The organism is Halomonas sp. A40-4 (assembly GCF_015767635.1).
Lineage (GTDB): Bacteria > Pseudomonadota > Gammaproteobacteria > Pseudomonadales > Halomonadaceae > Vreelandella > Vreelandella janggokensis.
In genome coordinates this window covers 1368989-1385224 of record NZ_CP065230.1, presented here as the reverse complement: position 1 = coordinate 1385224, position 16236 = coordinate 1368989, and the positions used below count along the sequence as shown (strand labels likewise).

Here is a 16236-nt window from a genome sequence, read left to right as displayed (position 1 = left end):
ACAGTTGACTTACGTCGTCAGCATGATAGAACAGCTCAAGCACAGGCACGTGCCCCACCCTATCCATGTGAGTTATCGATGGTCATTCGACACCGACGTCTAAAAAGCTTCTTTTTACTTTGCGGCCTGACCGTCTTCAGCGCTTTCTCCCACGCCAATACCCGCGAGGATATTGAGGCGCGTATTAGCGAGCTTAACAATGAGCTCTCCCGGCTTCACCAGCAACTGCAGCAGGCCGAAGCGCTTGAAGAAGAGGGTCAAACGGACACTGGCGATATTCGACCACCTGAAGAAGTCGCGATTGAAGATCTCAACGAGCGGCGTCAGTTGGAACAGGAATCCAGCCGCAACCCCTTTTCGATTACCACGCACCGGACCAACTACCTATTTCCGGTGAGCTATAATGAAAAACAGAATCGCGAAAACTTCAAAAGTGTCTCCTCAGATGCCTCACCGGATAGCACCGAACTGAAGTTCCAGTTCAGTGCCAAGGTCAATCTGGCAGAGAATGTACTATGGGGCGAGTACGGCGACGTCTATTTTGGCTATACCCAACGTAGTTGGTGGCAGGCCTTCAATACAGAAGCCTCTTCGCCGTTTCGTGAGACCAATTACGAGCCAGAAGTGTTTATTGATATTGATGCACCGTGGGAGGCCTTGGGTTGGGTAAACACCCGCAACCGTATCGCAGTCAACCATCAGTCCAACGGCCGTTCGGACCCATTCTCGCGTAGTTGGAACCGAGTCTATCTCGAGAGCATCTTTCAAAGTGGCGACTGGGCCGTCACCTTTGCGCCCCACTGGCGGGTTCCCGAATCCGAAGGCGACGACGACAACCCGGATATTGACCGCTATATGGGGTACGGCGACATTCGTATCGCCAAACGACTCGATGACAACCATGAGGTCAGTGGCCAACTGCGAGGGAACCCCAGCGCTGGCAATATGGGAACGCAAATCGACTACAGCTGGCCGGCCTTCAATTCTCTACGCGCTCACGTGCAGTACTACTACGGTTACGGCGAGAGCCTGATTGACTACGATCACCGCGTGCATCGCTTGAGCATCGGGTTCAGTTTAAACCCGTTATTCAGCGCCAGCGGCCTGAACCGATAGCCAATTCGCTTGTCAGTGACTATGCGACTGCTATGCTGATAGCTGTTCATTAACCGTCAAAGGAAGACATCATGGCTAAACGTCAAAACGAAAGCACCGCTCAGGCCGATCAACTGAAAGAAGATCTGCGCCATCTGAGCGATACCGTCGAAGAACTGGTCAATGCCACCTCGAAAGACGCCAGCGGCGAAATGCGCGACCTGCGCACCCGCGCCGAACAGCGTCTCAAGGATACCCGTCAGCGCCTGGAAGCGCGTGGTGAGCGTATTTATGAAGACACCCGCGATTCCCTGACACACCAGGCTGATGCCTGCGACCGCTATGTCCACGAAAACCCCTGGACCAGCATCGGAATCGGTGCAGCGGCCGGCGTTATCATCGGTATGCTTATCGGTCGTCGCTAATGGCTTTGGGGCCTACCCAACGCGTTTTTTCAGCCGCTAAACGCTTACTCAACTCGCTGATCGCCAACGGTGAAACGCGCTTGCGTTTAGCGGTAGTAGAGCTGGAAGAAGAACGCTCACGACTGCTTGTGCTGATGTTGTTGGCTGGCGCCAGTCTGCTTTTGCTACTGCTTGGTGTCGCCACGCTGGTGGCACTGGTCGTGGTACTTTTCTGGGATACCTACCGGCTTGCCGCTATTGGCGGAAGCGCTCTGGTATTGATTGTAGCCAGCTTTACATTGGCCGTGATAGCGCTTCGCCAAGCGAAACAGCACACCTTGCTGAAAGAAACGCTGAACCAATTAGCCGCCGACCGCGCCTTGCTGGAGGCAAAAAATGAGTCCGATCAACGCCCCCGCTAAGCCACCAGGTGCCGATACCAAGCCGCTTTCCAGGGCAGAGCGAAAGGCGCACCTGTTAGCCGAGCTGGAGCAGCAGCGTGTGGATATTCTGGTCGACAGTGATCAGTTATTGCGGGCGGCATCCCCCCTCGACTCCAATTGGCAACGCTTTAAAATACCTGCTTATTTCGTCGGCGGTATCATTGCCTTGCGCCTGGCTCGTCATCCCCGAGGGGCGCTGGCAGGTGGCCGTAAAGTCCTGGCGGGCTACATGCTTTTCCGCAAGCTCAAGTTGCTTGCCAAAGCGACCACCTAGCCGACAAAGTTTGCCTGGGTCAGCAAGCCTGGCCGCAGGCTACCCCGCTGGCCCAGGCCCACTGAAAGTTATACCCCCCCAGCTCGCCGGTCACATCGAGCACTTCACCGATGAATCGCAATTGGGGCAATCCGCTGACCTCAAAGGTCTTGGATGAAATTGCCTGGGTATCCACCCCTCCCATCGTCACCTCCGCCGTTCGCCACCCTTCCGTTCCGGCAGGTTTCAACTGCCAACGATTTAGCCGCGCCGCCCAACGCTCAAGCTGCGTATTGCTGTATTGCGCCAGCGGTTGCTTGTCGTGGCCTTCTGGATACCAGTCACAAAGCGATTGCGCCACTCGCTTGGGCAAATAATCCATCAACCACGTGGCCAACTGGCGCTTAGGTGTGTGCTCGCGGGCATGGTGCAGCAACGCTTTGGCATCCTGCTGCGGTAATAAATCAATTTCAATCGCCTCGCCGGGTGCCCAGACGCTGGACGCTTGCAACATGCCAGGGCCGGATAAACCGCGATGGGTAAATAGCATGGGCTCGTTAAAACGTTGCGAGCCAGCGCTCACCGTCACCGGCAAGCTGACTCCCGACAGATCGCTGGCCCTGGCTTTCCACTGATCGCTGAGCGTAAACGGTACAAGACCTGGCGTCGTCGGCCGCACGGCAAGGCCAAACTGACGGGCGAGGTCGTACCCGAAACTACTCGCCCCCATGGTCGGAATCGACAGTCCGCCGCTTGCCACGACCACGACACCCGCATCGATACTACCTATTGAGGTCGTTAGCCGCATGGCACTGCCCTGCTCCTCGACGCGGGTGATCTGAGTACTGAGACGTATGTCAGCGCCCGCCCACTCGCACTCGGTGAGCAGCATGCGGACGATCTCTTTGGCAGAGGTCGCACAGAATAGCTGACCGGGCGTTTTTTCTACGTAGTCAATCCCATGACGCTCTACCAGCTCGACAAAATGCTCGGGCCGATAGCGTTTTAACGCCGAAATACAAAAGTAGGGGTTTGACGAGTAAAAGTGCTGTGGCGTAGTGCCAAGATTGGTAAAGTTGCAGCGCCCCCCGCCTGACATCAGGATTTTTTTGCCGGCTTTTTTCGCATGATCAATCACCAACACACGCTTTCCGGCATAGCCCGCCTGGGCAGCACACATCAGGCCTGCCGCACCAGCCCCAATGATCACGACATCGTAGGTCATTCGTTAGCGCTCCAAGCTTGGCAAAAAGGCGGCATTTTAACAGCCTCTCAAGGCTTTTTTATTGTATCATTGAAATAATAAATATAGCTTTTGTATAAAATTGAACAGCTATCGACATTGACAACATAAACCGCTGCCTGGCGTCAGCGCACGCGGTCCACGTATTGCAGAGAGACTTATGCCTTTATTGTGCCGCCGCCTGGCTGTCACGCTACTGCTCATCACTGCCCCCATCGCCAGCCTGGCTCAATCCGAGCCCAGCGTGATTGGTGTTCGCGCCATGCTTGCTCCCTGGTCTGACCCCATTGAAGCATTGGGTACGCTACGCGCCGATGAAAGCGTGACGCTATCGGCCACCGTCACCGATACCATTGCCGACATCAATTTTCAGGACGGCCAGCGTGTGACCGAGGGCGATACGCTCATTCGCCTGCAGGACGCTGAAGAGCAGGCACGTTTAAAGGTCGCACAATCGCTTCGAGACGAGCGGCTTAATGCCCTGGGACGCGCCTCTGAGTTACAGAACCGCAATTTGGCAGCTCGCGCTGACGTAGAAGATAACCAGTCGCGCGTTGACCAGGCCGAGGCTGAAATTGCGGCATTACGTGCACGTCTTGCGGATTATCGACTAACCGCCCCGTTCAGTGGCCGTGTCGGCATACGCAATTTGAGCCCTGGTGCATTGGTGACACCGGGTATGGAGCTGGTCACGCTTGACAAACTGGACGTCATGAAGCTGGATTTCAGTGTCCCTGAAACCTACCTCAGCCGACTTGCGCCTGGGTTATCGCTCAGCGCCACCACCGCCGCCTATCCAGACGAGGTTTTCAACGGTGAAATTGCCAGCCTGGGGACGCGCGTCGACCCGGTAACACGCAGCATTGGCATTCGCGCGGAAATCGACAATCCGGATGAACGGCTACGTCCAGGCATGCTAATGGAAATCGTAGTTCGCCAGCAGCCCCGACAAAGCGTGGTCGTCCCCGAAGCAGCTGTCCAACCCAATGGTAATCGCCACTTTGTGATGCTGATCGACGATCACGAGAGCACTCCTCGGCTTCGCCAGCAGAGCGTCGAATTGGGCGAGCGTCGGGCAGGCGAAGTGGAAATTAACGAAGGGCTAGCGGCCAATGACATCGTCGTGGTGCATGGCCTGCAGCGAGCCAGGGATGGTCAAGCGGTGAGGCTGATGGGCCTGATTGACGAGGATACCAGTGTACGCGAGTTACTTGAGGCTGATCGCTAATGCGCTTATCGGACATATCGGTTCAACGCCCTGTCCTGGCGGTGGTGATGGCGGCATTGATCATTGCCTTTGGCCTCCTGGCACTTGATCGCTTGCCGCTTCAGGAATACCCCACCGTGGATCCTCCGATCGTGAGTATTGATACCCGCTACCCCGGGGCCTCGGCAAGCGTCGTTGAAACACGCATTACCCAGGTGCTTGAAGACCGCATCGCCGGGGTGGAAGGAATCGAACTGATCACCTCCGAAAGTGAGGACGGCCGCTCACGTATTGATATCGAATTTGCCCTGACCATGGATATCAACGCGGCAGCCAACGACGTGCGCGACCGGATAGGCGGCGCGTTGCGCAACCTGCCCGACGATGCCGAGAACCCCGAGGTAAGCAAAGCCGATAGCAGCGAGGAAGTCGTGGTATGGCTAAGCCTTTCGGGAGATGGCTACTCGATCACCGAGCTTACCGACTATGCCAACCGCTTTCTGGTGGATAGCCTTTCGGTACAACCGGGAGTGGCCAGGGTGCGCGTGGGCGGTGGCCGTGACTATGCCATGCGCATCTGGATTGACCGCAACGCCATGGCGGCACGGAACTTAACCGTCAGCGATATTGAAGATTCATTACGGGCCGAAAACGTCGAGCTCCCCGCCGGTGCCATTGAATCCGAGGATCGCCAATTCATCGTTCGCTTACCGCGCACCTTTGAAACCGCCGATGACTTTCAGGCACTCCCGCTTGTCGAAGGCGACGATGGCTACCTGGTCCGCCTTGGAGACGTCGCCGACGTCGAGGTCGGCTCCGTAGAGGACCGCACGGTCTTCCGCGCCAACGGCGTTCCCATGGTCGGGCTTGGCATGATCATGCAGTCGACCGCCAACGTCGTTGAACTTTCAGACGCGGTGCGCCAAGAGCTTGCGCAGCTGCAATCGACGCTTCCCGATGGCATGTCACTCAGTTTGAACTACGACGCGTCGGTGTTCGTCTCGGGGGCCATCAAGCAGGTCGTGTTGACGTTATTGATCTCGATGGTATTGGTTATTGTGGTCATGTTCCTGTTTTTGGGCAACCTGCGTACCACGCTGGTCCCGGCGGTTACGGTGCCGATCGCCATCATTGGTGCCTTTACTGCGCTGGCGGTCATGAACTTTACCATTAACCTGCTGACCCTGCTGGCACTGGTGCTGGCGATCGGGTTGATTGTCGATGACGCCATTGTCGTCCTGGAAAACATCAACCGGCGCATGCATGACGAAGGCGAAACACCGCTGGTGGCCGCGTTTCGTGGCACCCGCCAGATCGCCTTTGCGGTCATTGCCACCACACTGGTGTTGATCGCCGTCTTTGTGCCGCTCAGCATGCTGCAGGGCGATATTGGGCGGTTATTTTCCGAGTTTGCCCTCACCATGGCCGCAGCGGTCGCCATCTCCACGTTGCTGGCACTAACATTGACACCGATGATGGCGTCTAAAATACTCTCGCCGCGCATGCACGACAGCCGCCTTTCCCAACGCGTGCAACGCATCATGCGTAGCGCCCAACACCATTACCGTTCCTTGCTCGAAGTGCTGCTCGCAAGACGCAGTTGGGTAATCGCCGTCTTTGGGCTACTGGTTGCGCTGACCGCCTGGTTAAGTCAACTATTGCCCAACGAGTACACCCCCCAGGAAGATCGGGGTAACTTCATCGTGCTGGTCAACGGGCCCGAAGGCGCCACCTTTGACTACATGATGGATTACATGGATGAGATAGAAGCCCGCTTGACGCCAATGGTCGACAGCGGTGAGCTGGAACGGATTGTCGTTCGTGCGCCTCGCGGCTACGGCAATATTGAAAACTTCAACAGCGGTTTCATCATCGTCAATATGGCCGACTGGGGCAGTCGCCGTAGCGCTTGGGCAATCATGGACGATGTTCGCGCTGAGCTGAACACCTTACCCGGCGTCCAGGCATTTCCGGTCATGCGTCAAGGCTTCGGCCAGCGTACGCAAAAGCCCGTACAGTTTGTACTCGGCGGGGGCACCTACGAAGAACTGGCCGAGTGGCGCGACCGACTGATTGATCATATCCGCGACGATAACCCACGCATTCGCGCCATCGAAAGCAACTACGATGAGACGCAACCGCAACTCAACGTGGAGATAGACGAGCAGCGAGCCGCCGCTCTGGGGGTCACGGTCAGCGAGATCGGTCGCACGCTGGAAGTGCTGCTGGGTGGGCGCAACGTCACCCGCTATGTCGATAACGGTGAAGAATACGATGTCATCGTTGAAGGCGATCGCGCCAGCCAGAACAGCCCCCGCTCGCTGGATAACATTCAGGTCCGTTCACGGCGCTCGGGCGAGCTTATTCCCCTGGCGAGTCTTGTGACCTTAAGCGACGCGGCAGGGGCCAGTACGCTTAACCGTTTCGATCGCGTGCGCTCGATCACCATCGAAGCCAACCTGGCGGATGGCTACCCATTGGGAGAAGCCCTTACCTACCTTGAACAAAGCGCGGATACGCTGCTGCCTGAAGAAGCGCAGACCAACGTCGCCGGAGCATCCAGGGATTTCCAGGACGCCAGCGGCGCGACCACTTTCCTTCTGGTGCTGGGCGCACTGGTGGTCTTTCTGGTATTGGCCGCTCAGTTTGAAAGCTTCATTCACCCCCTGGTCATCATGCTCACGGTACCGCTTGCCATGAGCGGCGCCTTGTTGGCGCTGTGGTTAACCGGCCAATCGCTGAATATTTATAGCCAGGTGGGGCTGGTACTGCTGATTGGACTCGCCGCTAAAAACGGCATACTGATCGTCGAGTTCGCCAATCAGTTGCGCGATGAAGGCAAGGCTTTCCGTGACGCCCTCATCGAAGCCTCTGTCACCCGCCTGCGGCCCATTTTAATGACCGCCATCACCACCATGGCAGGAGCAGTTCCCCTGATCGTATCGAGCGGCCCGGGCTCCGAGTCGCGCTATGTGATCGGTATTGTCATCATGGCTGGAGTGGGAGCTGCCACGCTGTTCACGCTGTTTGTGGTGCCGGTCGCCTACGATTTACTGTCTCGACACAGTGGCTCGCCTGGGGCGGTCAAACGTCGACTGGAGCATGAAATCGCTCAATCGACATCGGAACGTTAGCCAAGGCGTGCCCCTGTATTTCGGTTGGCAATAACAGTTTCCAATAACCCTTTTCCAATAACCCTTTTCCAATAAACAAAGAGGGCGCGCCTCAGCGGCGCGCCCTCTTTGGCATGTCGCGTCAGACTAAGCTCAACAATCGCCTAAGCGCTGACCTTCTATCTGGGTTTGCATGTTCAGCTCGCCCATGGGCGATTGCGTCATGATATCGACAGACCCTTCGATGCGCTCCCCCATGAACTGCATATCACCATCGATATTGGCTTCGCCGCCGTCAGCCCGGCATACCATGCTGTAGGAAAGGCCGTCAGCACTGGTGTCCTGATTGAGCAACTCGCAGCCTTCCTCTTCTTCAATAAAGCCCAAATCGGCATCGTCCAGATCTTCCTGGGTGATGCACTGCTGTTCGGTATCGGTCTGGTCAGGAATCGGCATGTCGCCGGTCACGGTGGTGGTGCTGACAAATTCCCACGACCCGGGCGTTATGTTGGGTGTTTCCGCCCATGCGGTTACCGGCAAGGCCACCAAGGCCGCTATGGCCAACTGTCGTAACTTCATCGCTGCTCTCCATTGCGTTATAAAACGGCGTTTAGCCTAACTGATTGCATACGGCAATGCCTCTCGATGACACGGCTGCTACACTTAAGTGTCAATTGCAAAAGGATCGCACCATGCAAGAAGATACCTTAGTAGAGTATGACGCCTTCTGCCCCTACTGCGATACCTTGTTAACACTATTGATTGATCCTTCACAGGGCAGTCATGTTACCTGGGAGGATTGCCACCAGTGCTGCGCGCCCATCCAGTTGGCTATCGAGGTATCGCTGGTCACCGGCGAACTGGAAAGCGTCAGTCTGGGCAGCGATGACGATGTGCTCTAACCTGATGCTTTCAACACCTGTTGTCGCTTGGCCTCGTTGCGACGCATGATATACCACGCCAGCAGCGTTGCCAGGGATACCGCTAAAATGATCAGCGTTGCCAGCGCATTAATTTTTGGCGATACGCCCATTCGCACCGATGAAAACACCACCATTGGCAGCGTATTGGCCCCAGGCCCCGATACAAAGCTGGCAATCACCAGATCATCCAGCGACAGCGTAAAGGCCAACAGCCAACCTGCCACCAACGCTGGTGCAATTACCGGCAGCGTTACACAAAAAAAGGTTTTCATCGGCGGCGACCCCAGGTCCATCGCGGCCTCCTCGATAGACCGATCAATCTCACGCAGGCGAGCTGCCACCACCACGGCGACGTAAGCACTGCAGAAGGTGGTATGCGCAATCCAGATGGTCGCCATCCCCCGGTCGGCAGGCCAGCCCGTGATCTGGGCCATTTGCACGAACAGCAGTAATAGCGACAGCCCGGTGATCACTTCAGGCATTACCAAGGGGGCCGTTATCATGGTCGAAAGCGCCGTTTTGCCGCGAAATTGCCCATAACGAGTCATCACAAACGCCGCGATGGTCCCCAGGCATACCGCCATGCTGGCGGAGAAAAAGGCAATGCGCAGGCTCATCCATATGGCTGAAAGGATTTGCTCATCGCGAAACAGCTCCCCATACCATTGGGTAGAAAACCCCGCCCATACCGTCACCAGTTGGGAGGCGTTGAACGAGTACACCACCAGCACCAGCATCGGCACATACAGAAAGAGCAGCCCCAGGACCAGCATGACGCTGCTAAAACGGAGACGTGGCTTGGCAAGGCTCATTCGTTCAACTCCCGAGACTGATGACGGTGGAACCAGACAATGGGGATCAACAGCAGCAGCAACATGACCATGGCAAGCGCCGAGGCCACGGGCCAATCGCGATTGTTGAAGAACTCCTGCCACAGTATCTTGCCAATCATCAAGGTATCCGGGCCGCCCAGCAGTTCAGGGATCACAAACTCGCCCACGGCAGGAATGAACACCAGCATGGAGCCAGCAATAATGCCGCCCATCGACAGGGGCAACGTGATCTTGATGAAGGTATTCAACTTGCGCGACCCCAGGTCTGATGCTGCCTCGAGCAATGCATTATCCAGCCGGGTCAAGTGAGCATAGAGCGGTAGCACCATGAATGGCAGGTAGGCATAGACAATCCCGATAATCACCGCAAACTGGGTATTCATCATACGCAAGGGGGAGTCGATCAGCCCCATGCCTATCAGCAGGTTATTCAGTAAGCCGCTGTTGCTGAGGATGCCCATCCAGGCGTAGATCCGGATCAGAAACGATGTCCAGGATGGCAGCATCACCAGCAGCAATAAAATCATCTGCCAACGGGCACTCGCTCGCGCCATGGCATAGGCCATGGGGTAACCGATCAACAGGCAGGCCAGGGTCGAGATGAAGGCGGTTTTCAGCGACCCCCAATACGCCGCCACATACAGCGAATCCGATGCCAGAAAAAGATAATTTCCCAGGTTGAGCGCAATATTCAGGGTTTGGTCGACCACCTCAACCAGGGGCCCGTACGGCGGCACCGCGATGGCGGCCTCAGAGAAACTGATTTTCAGCACCAACGCAAAGGGCAGCAGAAAGAATAGCGTCAGCCACAGAAGGGGCAATGCAATCACCGCACGCCGTCCCAGTTGCAGGCGCTTTAGCATGGCGGAAAATCGAGCAGGCATCATTTAGGCGATCTCCTGAGCGCCCACCGCAAAAGGCGCTTTTCATAGACGAGTAAGGTGCCCATGCTAACGGTTCAGCACCATGGCGCTATGATCTTCCCAGTACACGTACACTTGATCTTCCCAGGTAGGTCGGTCGCCACGACGCTCGGTATTGGCCATACTGACCTTGATGAGCTGACCACTGGGGGTGCGCACGTAATAAAGCGAAAAGCCGCCCAAATAGGCGATATCTTCCACCTTGCCTTCGCTCCAGTTATGGGGGGCGGATGGGCACTCGCGGGTCAGCCAGATCTTCTCCGGCCTAAGCGCGGCCCACACCCGCCGGTCCACGGCCTGGGTGGTGATCCCGTGGTCGATATAAATCGGCCGTTCAAGCACTGGTGACACAATTTTGCAGTGGTCCGCAGCGTCCTCGACGATTTCCCCCTCGAACAAGTTTACGGTGCCTACAAATTCGGCCACCATGCGGCTGACCGGGCTTTCATAGACATCGATCGGTGAGCCCACCTGCTCGATCCATCCGTCGGCCATGATCGCCACCCGGTCGGCCATGGTCATGGCTTCTTCCTGATCGTGGGTGACCATGATGCACGTCACCCCGACTTGCTCAATGATCTCGACCACTTCCAGCTGCATTTCGGTACGCAGCTTCTTGTCCAGCGCCCCCATCGGCTCATCAAGCAGCAGCAGCTTGGGACGTTTGGCCAGCGAGCGCGCAAGCGCCACACGCTGGCGCTGGCCACCGGAAAGCTGGTGTGGCTTACGCTTGGCAAAACGCTCCATGTGCACCAGCTTGAGCATGTGCGCGACCCGCGCCTCAATATCTGCCTTTGGCAGTTTGTCCTGCTTTAGCCCGAATGCGATGTTCTGGGCCACGGTCAAGTGCGGAAACAGCGCATAGGATTGAAACATCATGTTGATGGGCCGCTTGTGCGGCGGCACGGCGGTAATATCGTCGCCGCCCAGCAAGATACGTCCCTCGGTGGGTGTTTCAAACCCCGCCAACATGCGTAGCAACGTCGACTTGCCAGAGCCGGACCCCCCCAGCAGGGCAAAAATCTCACCGCGCTTTACCTGCAGATTGACGTCATCTACCGCCAGGGCATCATCAAAGCGTTTGCTTAACCGCTTCACCTCCAACACGATGTCATCCGCAAACCGAGGGGCTTTGCCCAGGGCACGCATAGCAGCCGCATTGGCAGGAAGATTGGATGACGCGTCGTTCGATAGCGGCGTGGTCACCATTCGCCACTCCCATGAAAAGGCCCGTAGACAACGGGCAATCAAAAAACGAACAGCGAGCCCAGGCCAATCGTGTAGATGCCTGGGCTCGCCGTCGGATGAACGTATCTTAACGGCCGGATTTTACGCGGTTCCAGATGCGAGTGCGAGCGCGCTGGATGTCCTGAGGCTTTTCAACCTGCACGTAGAGGTTATCCATCACGTCGGTATCAGGGTAGATGGCGGGATCGTTGAGAATCTCATCAGAAAGGTATTCATCCGCCGCAGCGTTAGGGTTGGCATACCGCACGTACTCGGTTATTTCGGCGGCGATTTGCGGGTCGAGAATAAAGTTGATAAAGGCATGGGCGTTATCAGGATTGGGCGCATCAGCGGGAATCGCCATCATGTCAAACCAGAGTGCCGCGCCTTCTTTGGGAATGCTGTAGGCAATTTCAAAGTCACGCCCGGCTTCTTCTGCCCGGTCGGCCGCCTGGAAAATATCACCTGAGTAACCGGCCGCGACACAAATATCACCGTTGGCCAGATCCGACACATAGCGAGACGAGTGGAAGTAGGTTATGTCATCACGTACTTTAGCAAGTAACTCACCTGCCGCCTCAAGGTCTTCACGGCTTTCATTTGTGGGGTCCAAGCCCAGATATACCATCGCGGGCGAGAGCATTTCATCGCCGGAATCCAGCATTGACAGCCCGCAACCTGCCTCGCTGAGTTGTCCGGTAATCTCAGGGTCAAAAAGCAAGGCCCAGCTGTCGACCGGGGCATCCTCACCCAGGATTTCTTTGACGCGATCAACATTATAGCCGATCCCGTTGGTACCCCACATATAAGGCACCGAGTACTCACTGCCTGGATCAACCGCTTCCAGGTTCTCCATCAATGCCGGGTTCAAGTGCTTTAAATTGGGAATCTTGTCGTGATCCAGCGGTTGATAAACATCGGCTTTCATCTGCCGCGTGAGGTAGTAGGTAGACGGTACCACCACATCGTAGCCGGACCGGCCCGAAAGCAATGCCGCATCCAGTATTTCGTTGCTGTCAAACACGTCGTACGTGACGTCAATGCCCGTGCGTTCCGTGAATTTTTCCAATGTATCGGGTGCAATATAGTCGGACCAATTGTAAACCCGGACTTCATCGGCATTAACGGTGGTTGCCGCTGCGGCAAGTGAAATGGCCGCAACGGCCCTGGAAAGTTTGTGGATGTTCCCCATTAACCTGCTCCTTAGTGAAACTAACGATAAACTCAAGTAAGGTTCTTGACCTTACCCGTTCGCCACTGCGCGACTGACCGTGCGAATTTTGCGACGCGGAGCCCGCTATCGCAAGACGATTGAGAAAAGTATTATTTCCGCAGGTAGTCGGCCCACCTCCAGCGTAGCGCAACACATCACCTTGATGAATGGTGGTGCCTTTAATAGTTTTTTTCTATCTAACCGATGTTTTTTCCCAATTTTATTAGACATGACTTAATCCTTAGTCTAATAAGCAAGTTATTTTACTGTCATTCGCTGCCAATGGAGATGTTCTGAATGTCTTTGATCAATTCTGAAGTTAAACCTTTCAACGCAACCGCTTACTTGAACGGAGAGTTCGTTGACGTTTCTGATGCCGATCTACAAGGCCAGTGGAGCATCTTCTTTTTCTACCCAGCTGACTTTACCTTTGTCTGCCCCACTGAGCTTGGCGACCTGGCAGACAACTATGAAGAGTTTAAAAAGCTGGGTGTCGAAATTTACAGCGTCTCAACTGATACGCACTTTACTCACAAAGCCTGGCACGATAGTTCAGAGACGATCGGCAAACTGCAATTCCCAATGATTGCCGACCCGACGCTGCGCATTTCACGCAACTTTGACGTTTTGATTGAAGACGCGGGTCTCGCCGAGCGCGGCACCTTCGTTGTCGACCCCGACGGCAAGATTCAAATCGTTGAAATCAATGCCGGCAACATTGGCCGCAACGCCGAAGAACTTCTGCGCAAGGTGAAAGCGGCTCAATACGTTCGCGCCAACCCGAACGAAGTCTGCCCTGCCAAGTGGAAAGAAGGCGAAGAGACCCTCGCACCATCGCTGGATCTGGTCGGCAAGATCTAACCCAATTAACGGCACCGCAACGCGCTAGTTTTCAACAGGCACCCGGGCATCACCCGGGTGCCGTTGTCTGATCCCCCTGAAACGACGACCCAGTTGCCGTCACACACCTTTGCCAGCCAAGAGGTTGTTTCGATCATGCTCGACGCCAATTTAAAAGATCAGCTAAAAGCGTATTTGGAGAAAGTGACGCATCCACTTGAGCTTGTCGCCTCGCTGGATGACGAAGATAAATCAAAGGAATTGCTCAGCCTGCTACAAGAGATTAGCGGCTTGAGCGACAAGATCACCCTGTCAACGGAAGGCGACAATCCGCGCACACCGTCTTTTGCCATTACCCGGCCCGGCGAAGACACTGGCGTCGTGTTTGCTGGCATTCCCATGGGCCACGAGTTCACCTCTCTCGTGCTGGCTTTACTGCAGGTTGGTGGTCACCCGCCCAAGACCAGTGAGGATGTACTCGACCAGATCCGTGCGCTTGATCAGGAACTGGTATTTGAAACCTACTATTCCCTGTCTTGCCAGAACTGCCCCGATGTTGTTCAGGCACTCAACCTGATGGCGATTTTCAACCCCAACATTCGCCACGTTGCCATCGACGGCGCGCTGTTCCAGGACGAGGTGGAAAACCGTGAGATCATGTCGGTGCCCAGCATCTACCTCAATGGCAAACCCTTTGATCAAGGCCGCATGACCCTTGATCAAATTCTTGCCAAGGTGGATACCGGTGCCATCGAGCGCGAGGCCAAAAAGCTCAGCGAAAAAGCCGCCTTTGACACCCTGGTGATTGGCGGTGGTCCCGCCGGCGCCGCCGCGGCCATTTATTCGGCACGCAAAGGCATCAATACCGGCATTGCTGCCGAACGGTTCGGCGGTCAGGTGGCCGACACCATGGGCATCGAGAACTTTATCTCGGTATCGCACACCGAAGGACCCAAGCTGGTCAGCGCGCTTGAAGAACACGTCAAGGACTATGAAGTGGACGTGATGAACCTGCAGCGCGCCAACTCGCTCAAAGCTGCCGATACCGAAGGCGGCCTTCACGAAGTGATACTGGCGTCCGGTGCCACGCTTAAAAGCAAGACCCTGGTACTGGCCACTGGCGCGCGCTGGCGTGAAATGAACGTGCCCGGTGAACAGACCTACCGTAACAAAGGCGTGGCGTACTGCCCTCACTGCGATGGTCCGCTTTTCAAGGGCAAGCATGTCGCCGTGATCGGCGGCGGCAACTCTGGCGTAGAGGCCGCGATTGACCTGGCAGGCATTGTCGGGCACGTGACGCTGATCGAGTTCATGGGCGAAATGCGCGCCGACGCTGTCCTGCAGAAAAAGCTCAAGAGCCTGCCCAACGTGGATATTATCCTCAACGCCCAGACCACCGAAGTGATCGGCGATGGCAGCCGCGTGAATGGCTTGACCTACAAGGACCGCACCAACGACGAAATCAAGCACGTCGCGCTGGAAGGTATTTTTGTGCAGATTGGCCTGGTACCCAACACCGAATGGCTGAAAGACTCGCCCATCGAGATGAGCCCGCGCGGCGAAATCATTGTCGATGCACATGGCATGACATCAGTACCGGGCATTTTTGCCGCCGGGGACGTCACCACCGTACCTTACAAACAGATCGTCATTGCCATGGGCGAAGGCGCCAAGGCATCACTGGGCGCCTTTGACTACCTGATCCGTCTCTAGTGCCGACCCCAAAGTCCCCTGACCGATCCACGGGTAGTTGCTAACTACGTTTGGATAGGTTCCCTTTGACGTTGATCACACTGACGTCGCGCCCGCTACCAAGCGGGCTTTTTTATGGTCATCTACCCGTGGGCTGACAGGCTGCGACGGTACCTGTGACCTTGGCACCTGAATGGCATTCAAAGCGGTTCGTTGACATCGCACCACGCACGTTGGCACTCGGCATCAGTGTCAATCGATCACTGGCATGGACATCACCGTCAAGGTAGCCGTCTATACACACATGCCCTCCCTCCAGGTCAGCGCTGACCACGCTACTGGCGCTCAACTGGATCAGTTGATGCCTGGCAATCACAGCCCCCACAACGCGCCCTTTAATCGACACGCCTTCATTGGCAATGATGTTGCCTGCTATCTGCGTCGCGGCGCCCAGATAGCTTCCCTCTCTGCGTGGGGGCTCAAGCGATACACAACCGTCGCGAAGGGGCGACTCGTCAGGCGCCGTGAGCACACCGGACAAAGCTGGCAGGCTCTGTACATTATCAACCATTGCTGCATCATCGGTTCGGGCGCTTACGCTTGAAGCGTTATGGCTGCTCGCTGCCCGTTTTTTCAGTTTTCTACGCCTGCCATCTAAAATAATCAACGTCATAACCGTAACGCCAAGCAAAATCAGCCATGTTTCAGTACCCATGAGATGCGATGCCCCTGCTCTTCATTCAGCGTCAATGTTATAGACCCAAGCTGATAAGCTAACGTCAAGAATACAAGGCGAGTTGCGCGGTATCTTTGCGCTTTGACTTAAC

General features: G+C 56.0%; 16 protein-coding genes. 9 read left to right on the top strand and 7 right to left on the bottom strand.

What is annotated here, in order from left to right:
- The first annotated feature begins 78 nt into the window (after window positions 1-78).
- The 4 genes from IT895_RS06490 to IT895_RS06475 all read left to right on the top strand — a co-directional run bounded on the left by IT895_RS06490 (window position 79) and on the right by IT895_RS06475 (window position 2216).
- Window positions 79-1116, top strand: coding sequence for a phospholipase A (locus IT895_RS06490; RefSeq protein WP_199285064.1), 1038 nt, complete (start codon window positions 79-81; stop codon window positions 1114-1116).
- 71 nt (window positions 1117-1187) lie between these two features.
- Entirely contained in the window at window positions 1188-1520 is a 333-nt protein-coding gene (locus tag IT895_RS06485; RefSeq protein WP_085917438.1) for a DUF883 family protein, read from the top strand.
- Window positions 1520-1921 carry a phage holin family protein gene (locus IT895_RS06480; protein ID WP_085917437.1) on the top strand — a complete coding sequence of 134 codons (402 nt, stop codon included), beginning with the start codon at window positions 1520-1522 and terminating at the stop codon, window positions 1919-1921. The genes IT895_RS06485 and IT895_RS06480 overlap by 1 nt, the downstream gene beginning before the upstream one ends.
- Window positions 1896-2216: a YqjK family protein gene (locus IT895_RS06475; RefSeq protein WP_199285063.1), complete on the top strand. Its 321-nt coding sequence runs from the start codon at window positions 1896-1898 to the stop codon at window positions 2214-2216. The genes IT895_RS06480 and IT895_RS06475 overlap by 26 nt, the downstream gene beginning before the upstream one ends.
- 19 nt (window positions 2217-2235) lie before the next feature.
- Here IT895_RS06475 and IT895_RS06470 read toward each other — a convergent pair whose 3' ends face one another.
- Window positions 2236-3420: an NAD(P)/FAD-dependent oxidoreductase gene (locus IT895_RS06470; protein WP_085917435.1), complete on the bottom strand. Its 1185-nt coding sequence runs from the start codon at window positions 3418-3420 to the stop codon at window positions 2236-2238.
- Between the two features lie 178 nt (window positions 3421-3598).
- On the opposite strand from IT895_RS06470, the gene IT895_RS06465 reads away from it, so the two are divergent.
- Window positions 3599-4666, top strand: coding sequence for an efflux RND transporter periplasmic adaptor subunit (locus tag IT895_RS06465; RefSeq protein WP_199285062.1), 1068 nt, complete (start codon window positions 3599-3601; stop codon window positions 4664-4666).
- On the top strand, window positions 4666-7779 hold the full coding sequence (locus IT895_RS06460; RefSeq protein ID WP_199285061.1) for an efflux RND transporter permease subunit: 3114 nt from the start codon (window positions 4666-4668) through the stop codon (window positions 7777-7779). The genes IT895_RS06465 and IT895_RS06460 overlap by 1 nt, the downstream gene beginning before the upstream one ends.
- Before the next feature lie 132 nt (window positions 7780-7911).
- On the opposite strand, the gene IT895_RS06455 is transcribed toward IT895_RS06460, so the two are convergent.
- Entirely contained in the window at window positions 7912-8337 is a 426-nt protein-coding gene (locus tag IT895_RS06455) for a DUF3617 domain-containing protein (protein ID WP_199285060.1), read from the bottom strand.
- Window positions 8338-8450: 113 nt separating this feature from the next.
- Here IT895_RS06455 and IT895_RS06450 point away from each other — a divergent pair, with 113 nt between their 5' ends.
- On the top strand, window positions 8451-8660 hold the full coding sequence (locus IT895_RS06450) for a CPXCG motif-containing cysteine-rich protein (protein ID WP_199285059.1): 210 nt from the start codon (window positions 8451-8453) through the stop codon (window positions 8658-8660).
- Here the strand turns inward: IT895_RS06450 and IT895_RS06445 are convergent.
- The 4 genes from IT895_RS06445 to IT895_RS06430 all read right to left on the bottom strand — a co-directional run bounded on the left by IT895_RS06445 (window position 8657) and on the right by IT895_RS06430 (window position 12856).
- Complete coding sequence (locus IT895_RS06445) at window positions 8657-9493, bottom strand: ABC transporter permease subunit (protein WP_085917431.1); 837 nt, start codon at window positions 9491-9493, stop codon at window positions 8657-8659. The genes IT895_RS06450 and IT895_RS06445 overlap by 4 nt on opposite strands.
- Window positions 9490-10401: an ABC transporter permease subunit gene (locus IT895_RS06440; RefSeq protein ID WP_085917430.1), complete on the bottom strand. Its 912-nt coding sequence runs from the start codon at window positions 10399-10401 to the stop codon at window positions 9490-9492. Before IT895_RS06440 ends, IT895_RS06445 begins: the two co-directional genes overlap by 4 nt.
- A 63-nt stretch (window positions 10402-10464) precedes the next feature.
- A complete protein-coding gene (locus IT895_RS06435; RefSeq protein WP_199285058.1) occupies window positions 10465-11646 on the bottom strand; it encodes an ABC transporter ATP-binding protein in 1182 nt (393 codons plus the stop codon).
- Window positions 11647-11752: 106 nt separating this feature from the next.
- The gene (locus IT895_RS06430) at window positions 11753-12856 is read right to left on the bottom strand and encodes a polyamine ABC transporter substrate-binding protein (protein ID WP_199285057.1); all 1104 of its coding nucleotides are present in this window, start codon (window positions 12854-12856) and stop codon (window positions 11753-11755) included.
- 318 nt (window positions 12857-13174) lie between these two features.
- Here IT895_RS06430 and ahpC point away from each other — a divergent pair, with 318 nt between their 5' ends.
- On the top strand, window positions 13175-13738 hold the full coding sequence (gene ahpC / locus IT895_RS06425; protein WP_085917427.1) for an alkyl hydroperoxide reductase subunit C: 564 nt from the start codon (window positions 13175-13177) through the stop codon (window positions 13736-13738).
- A 135-nt stretch (window positions 13739-13873) separates the two neighbouring features.
- Complete coding sequence (gene ahpF / locus IT895_RS06420; protein ID WP_085917426.1) at window positions 13874-15430, top strand: alkyl hydroperoxide reductase subunit F; 1557 nt, start codon at window positions 13874-13876, stop codon at window positions 15428-15430.
- A gap of 118 nt (window positions 15431-15548) precedes the next feature.
- Here ahpF and IT895_RS06415 read toward each other — a convergent pair whose 3' ends face one another.
- Entirely contained in the window at window positions 15549-15980 is a 432-nt protein-coding gene (locus IT895_RS06415) for a bactofilin family protein (protein ID WP_176243618.1), read from the bottom strand.
- Between the last annotated feature and the right edge of the window lie 256 nt (window positions 15981-16236).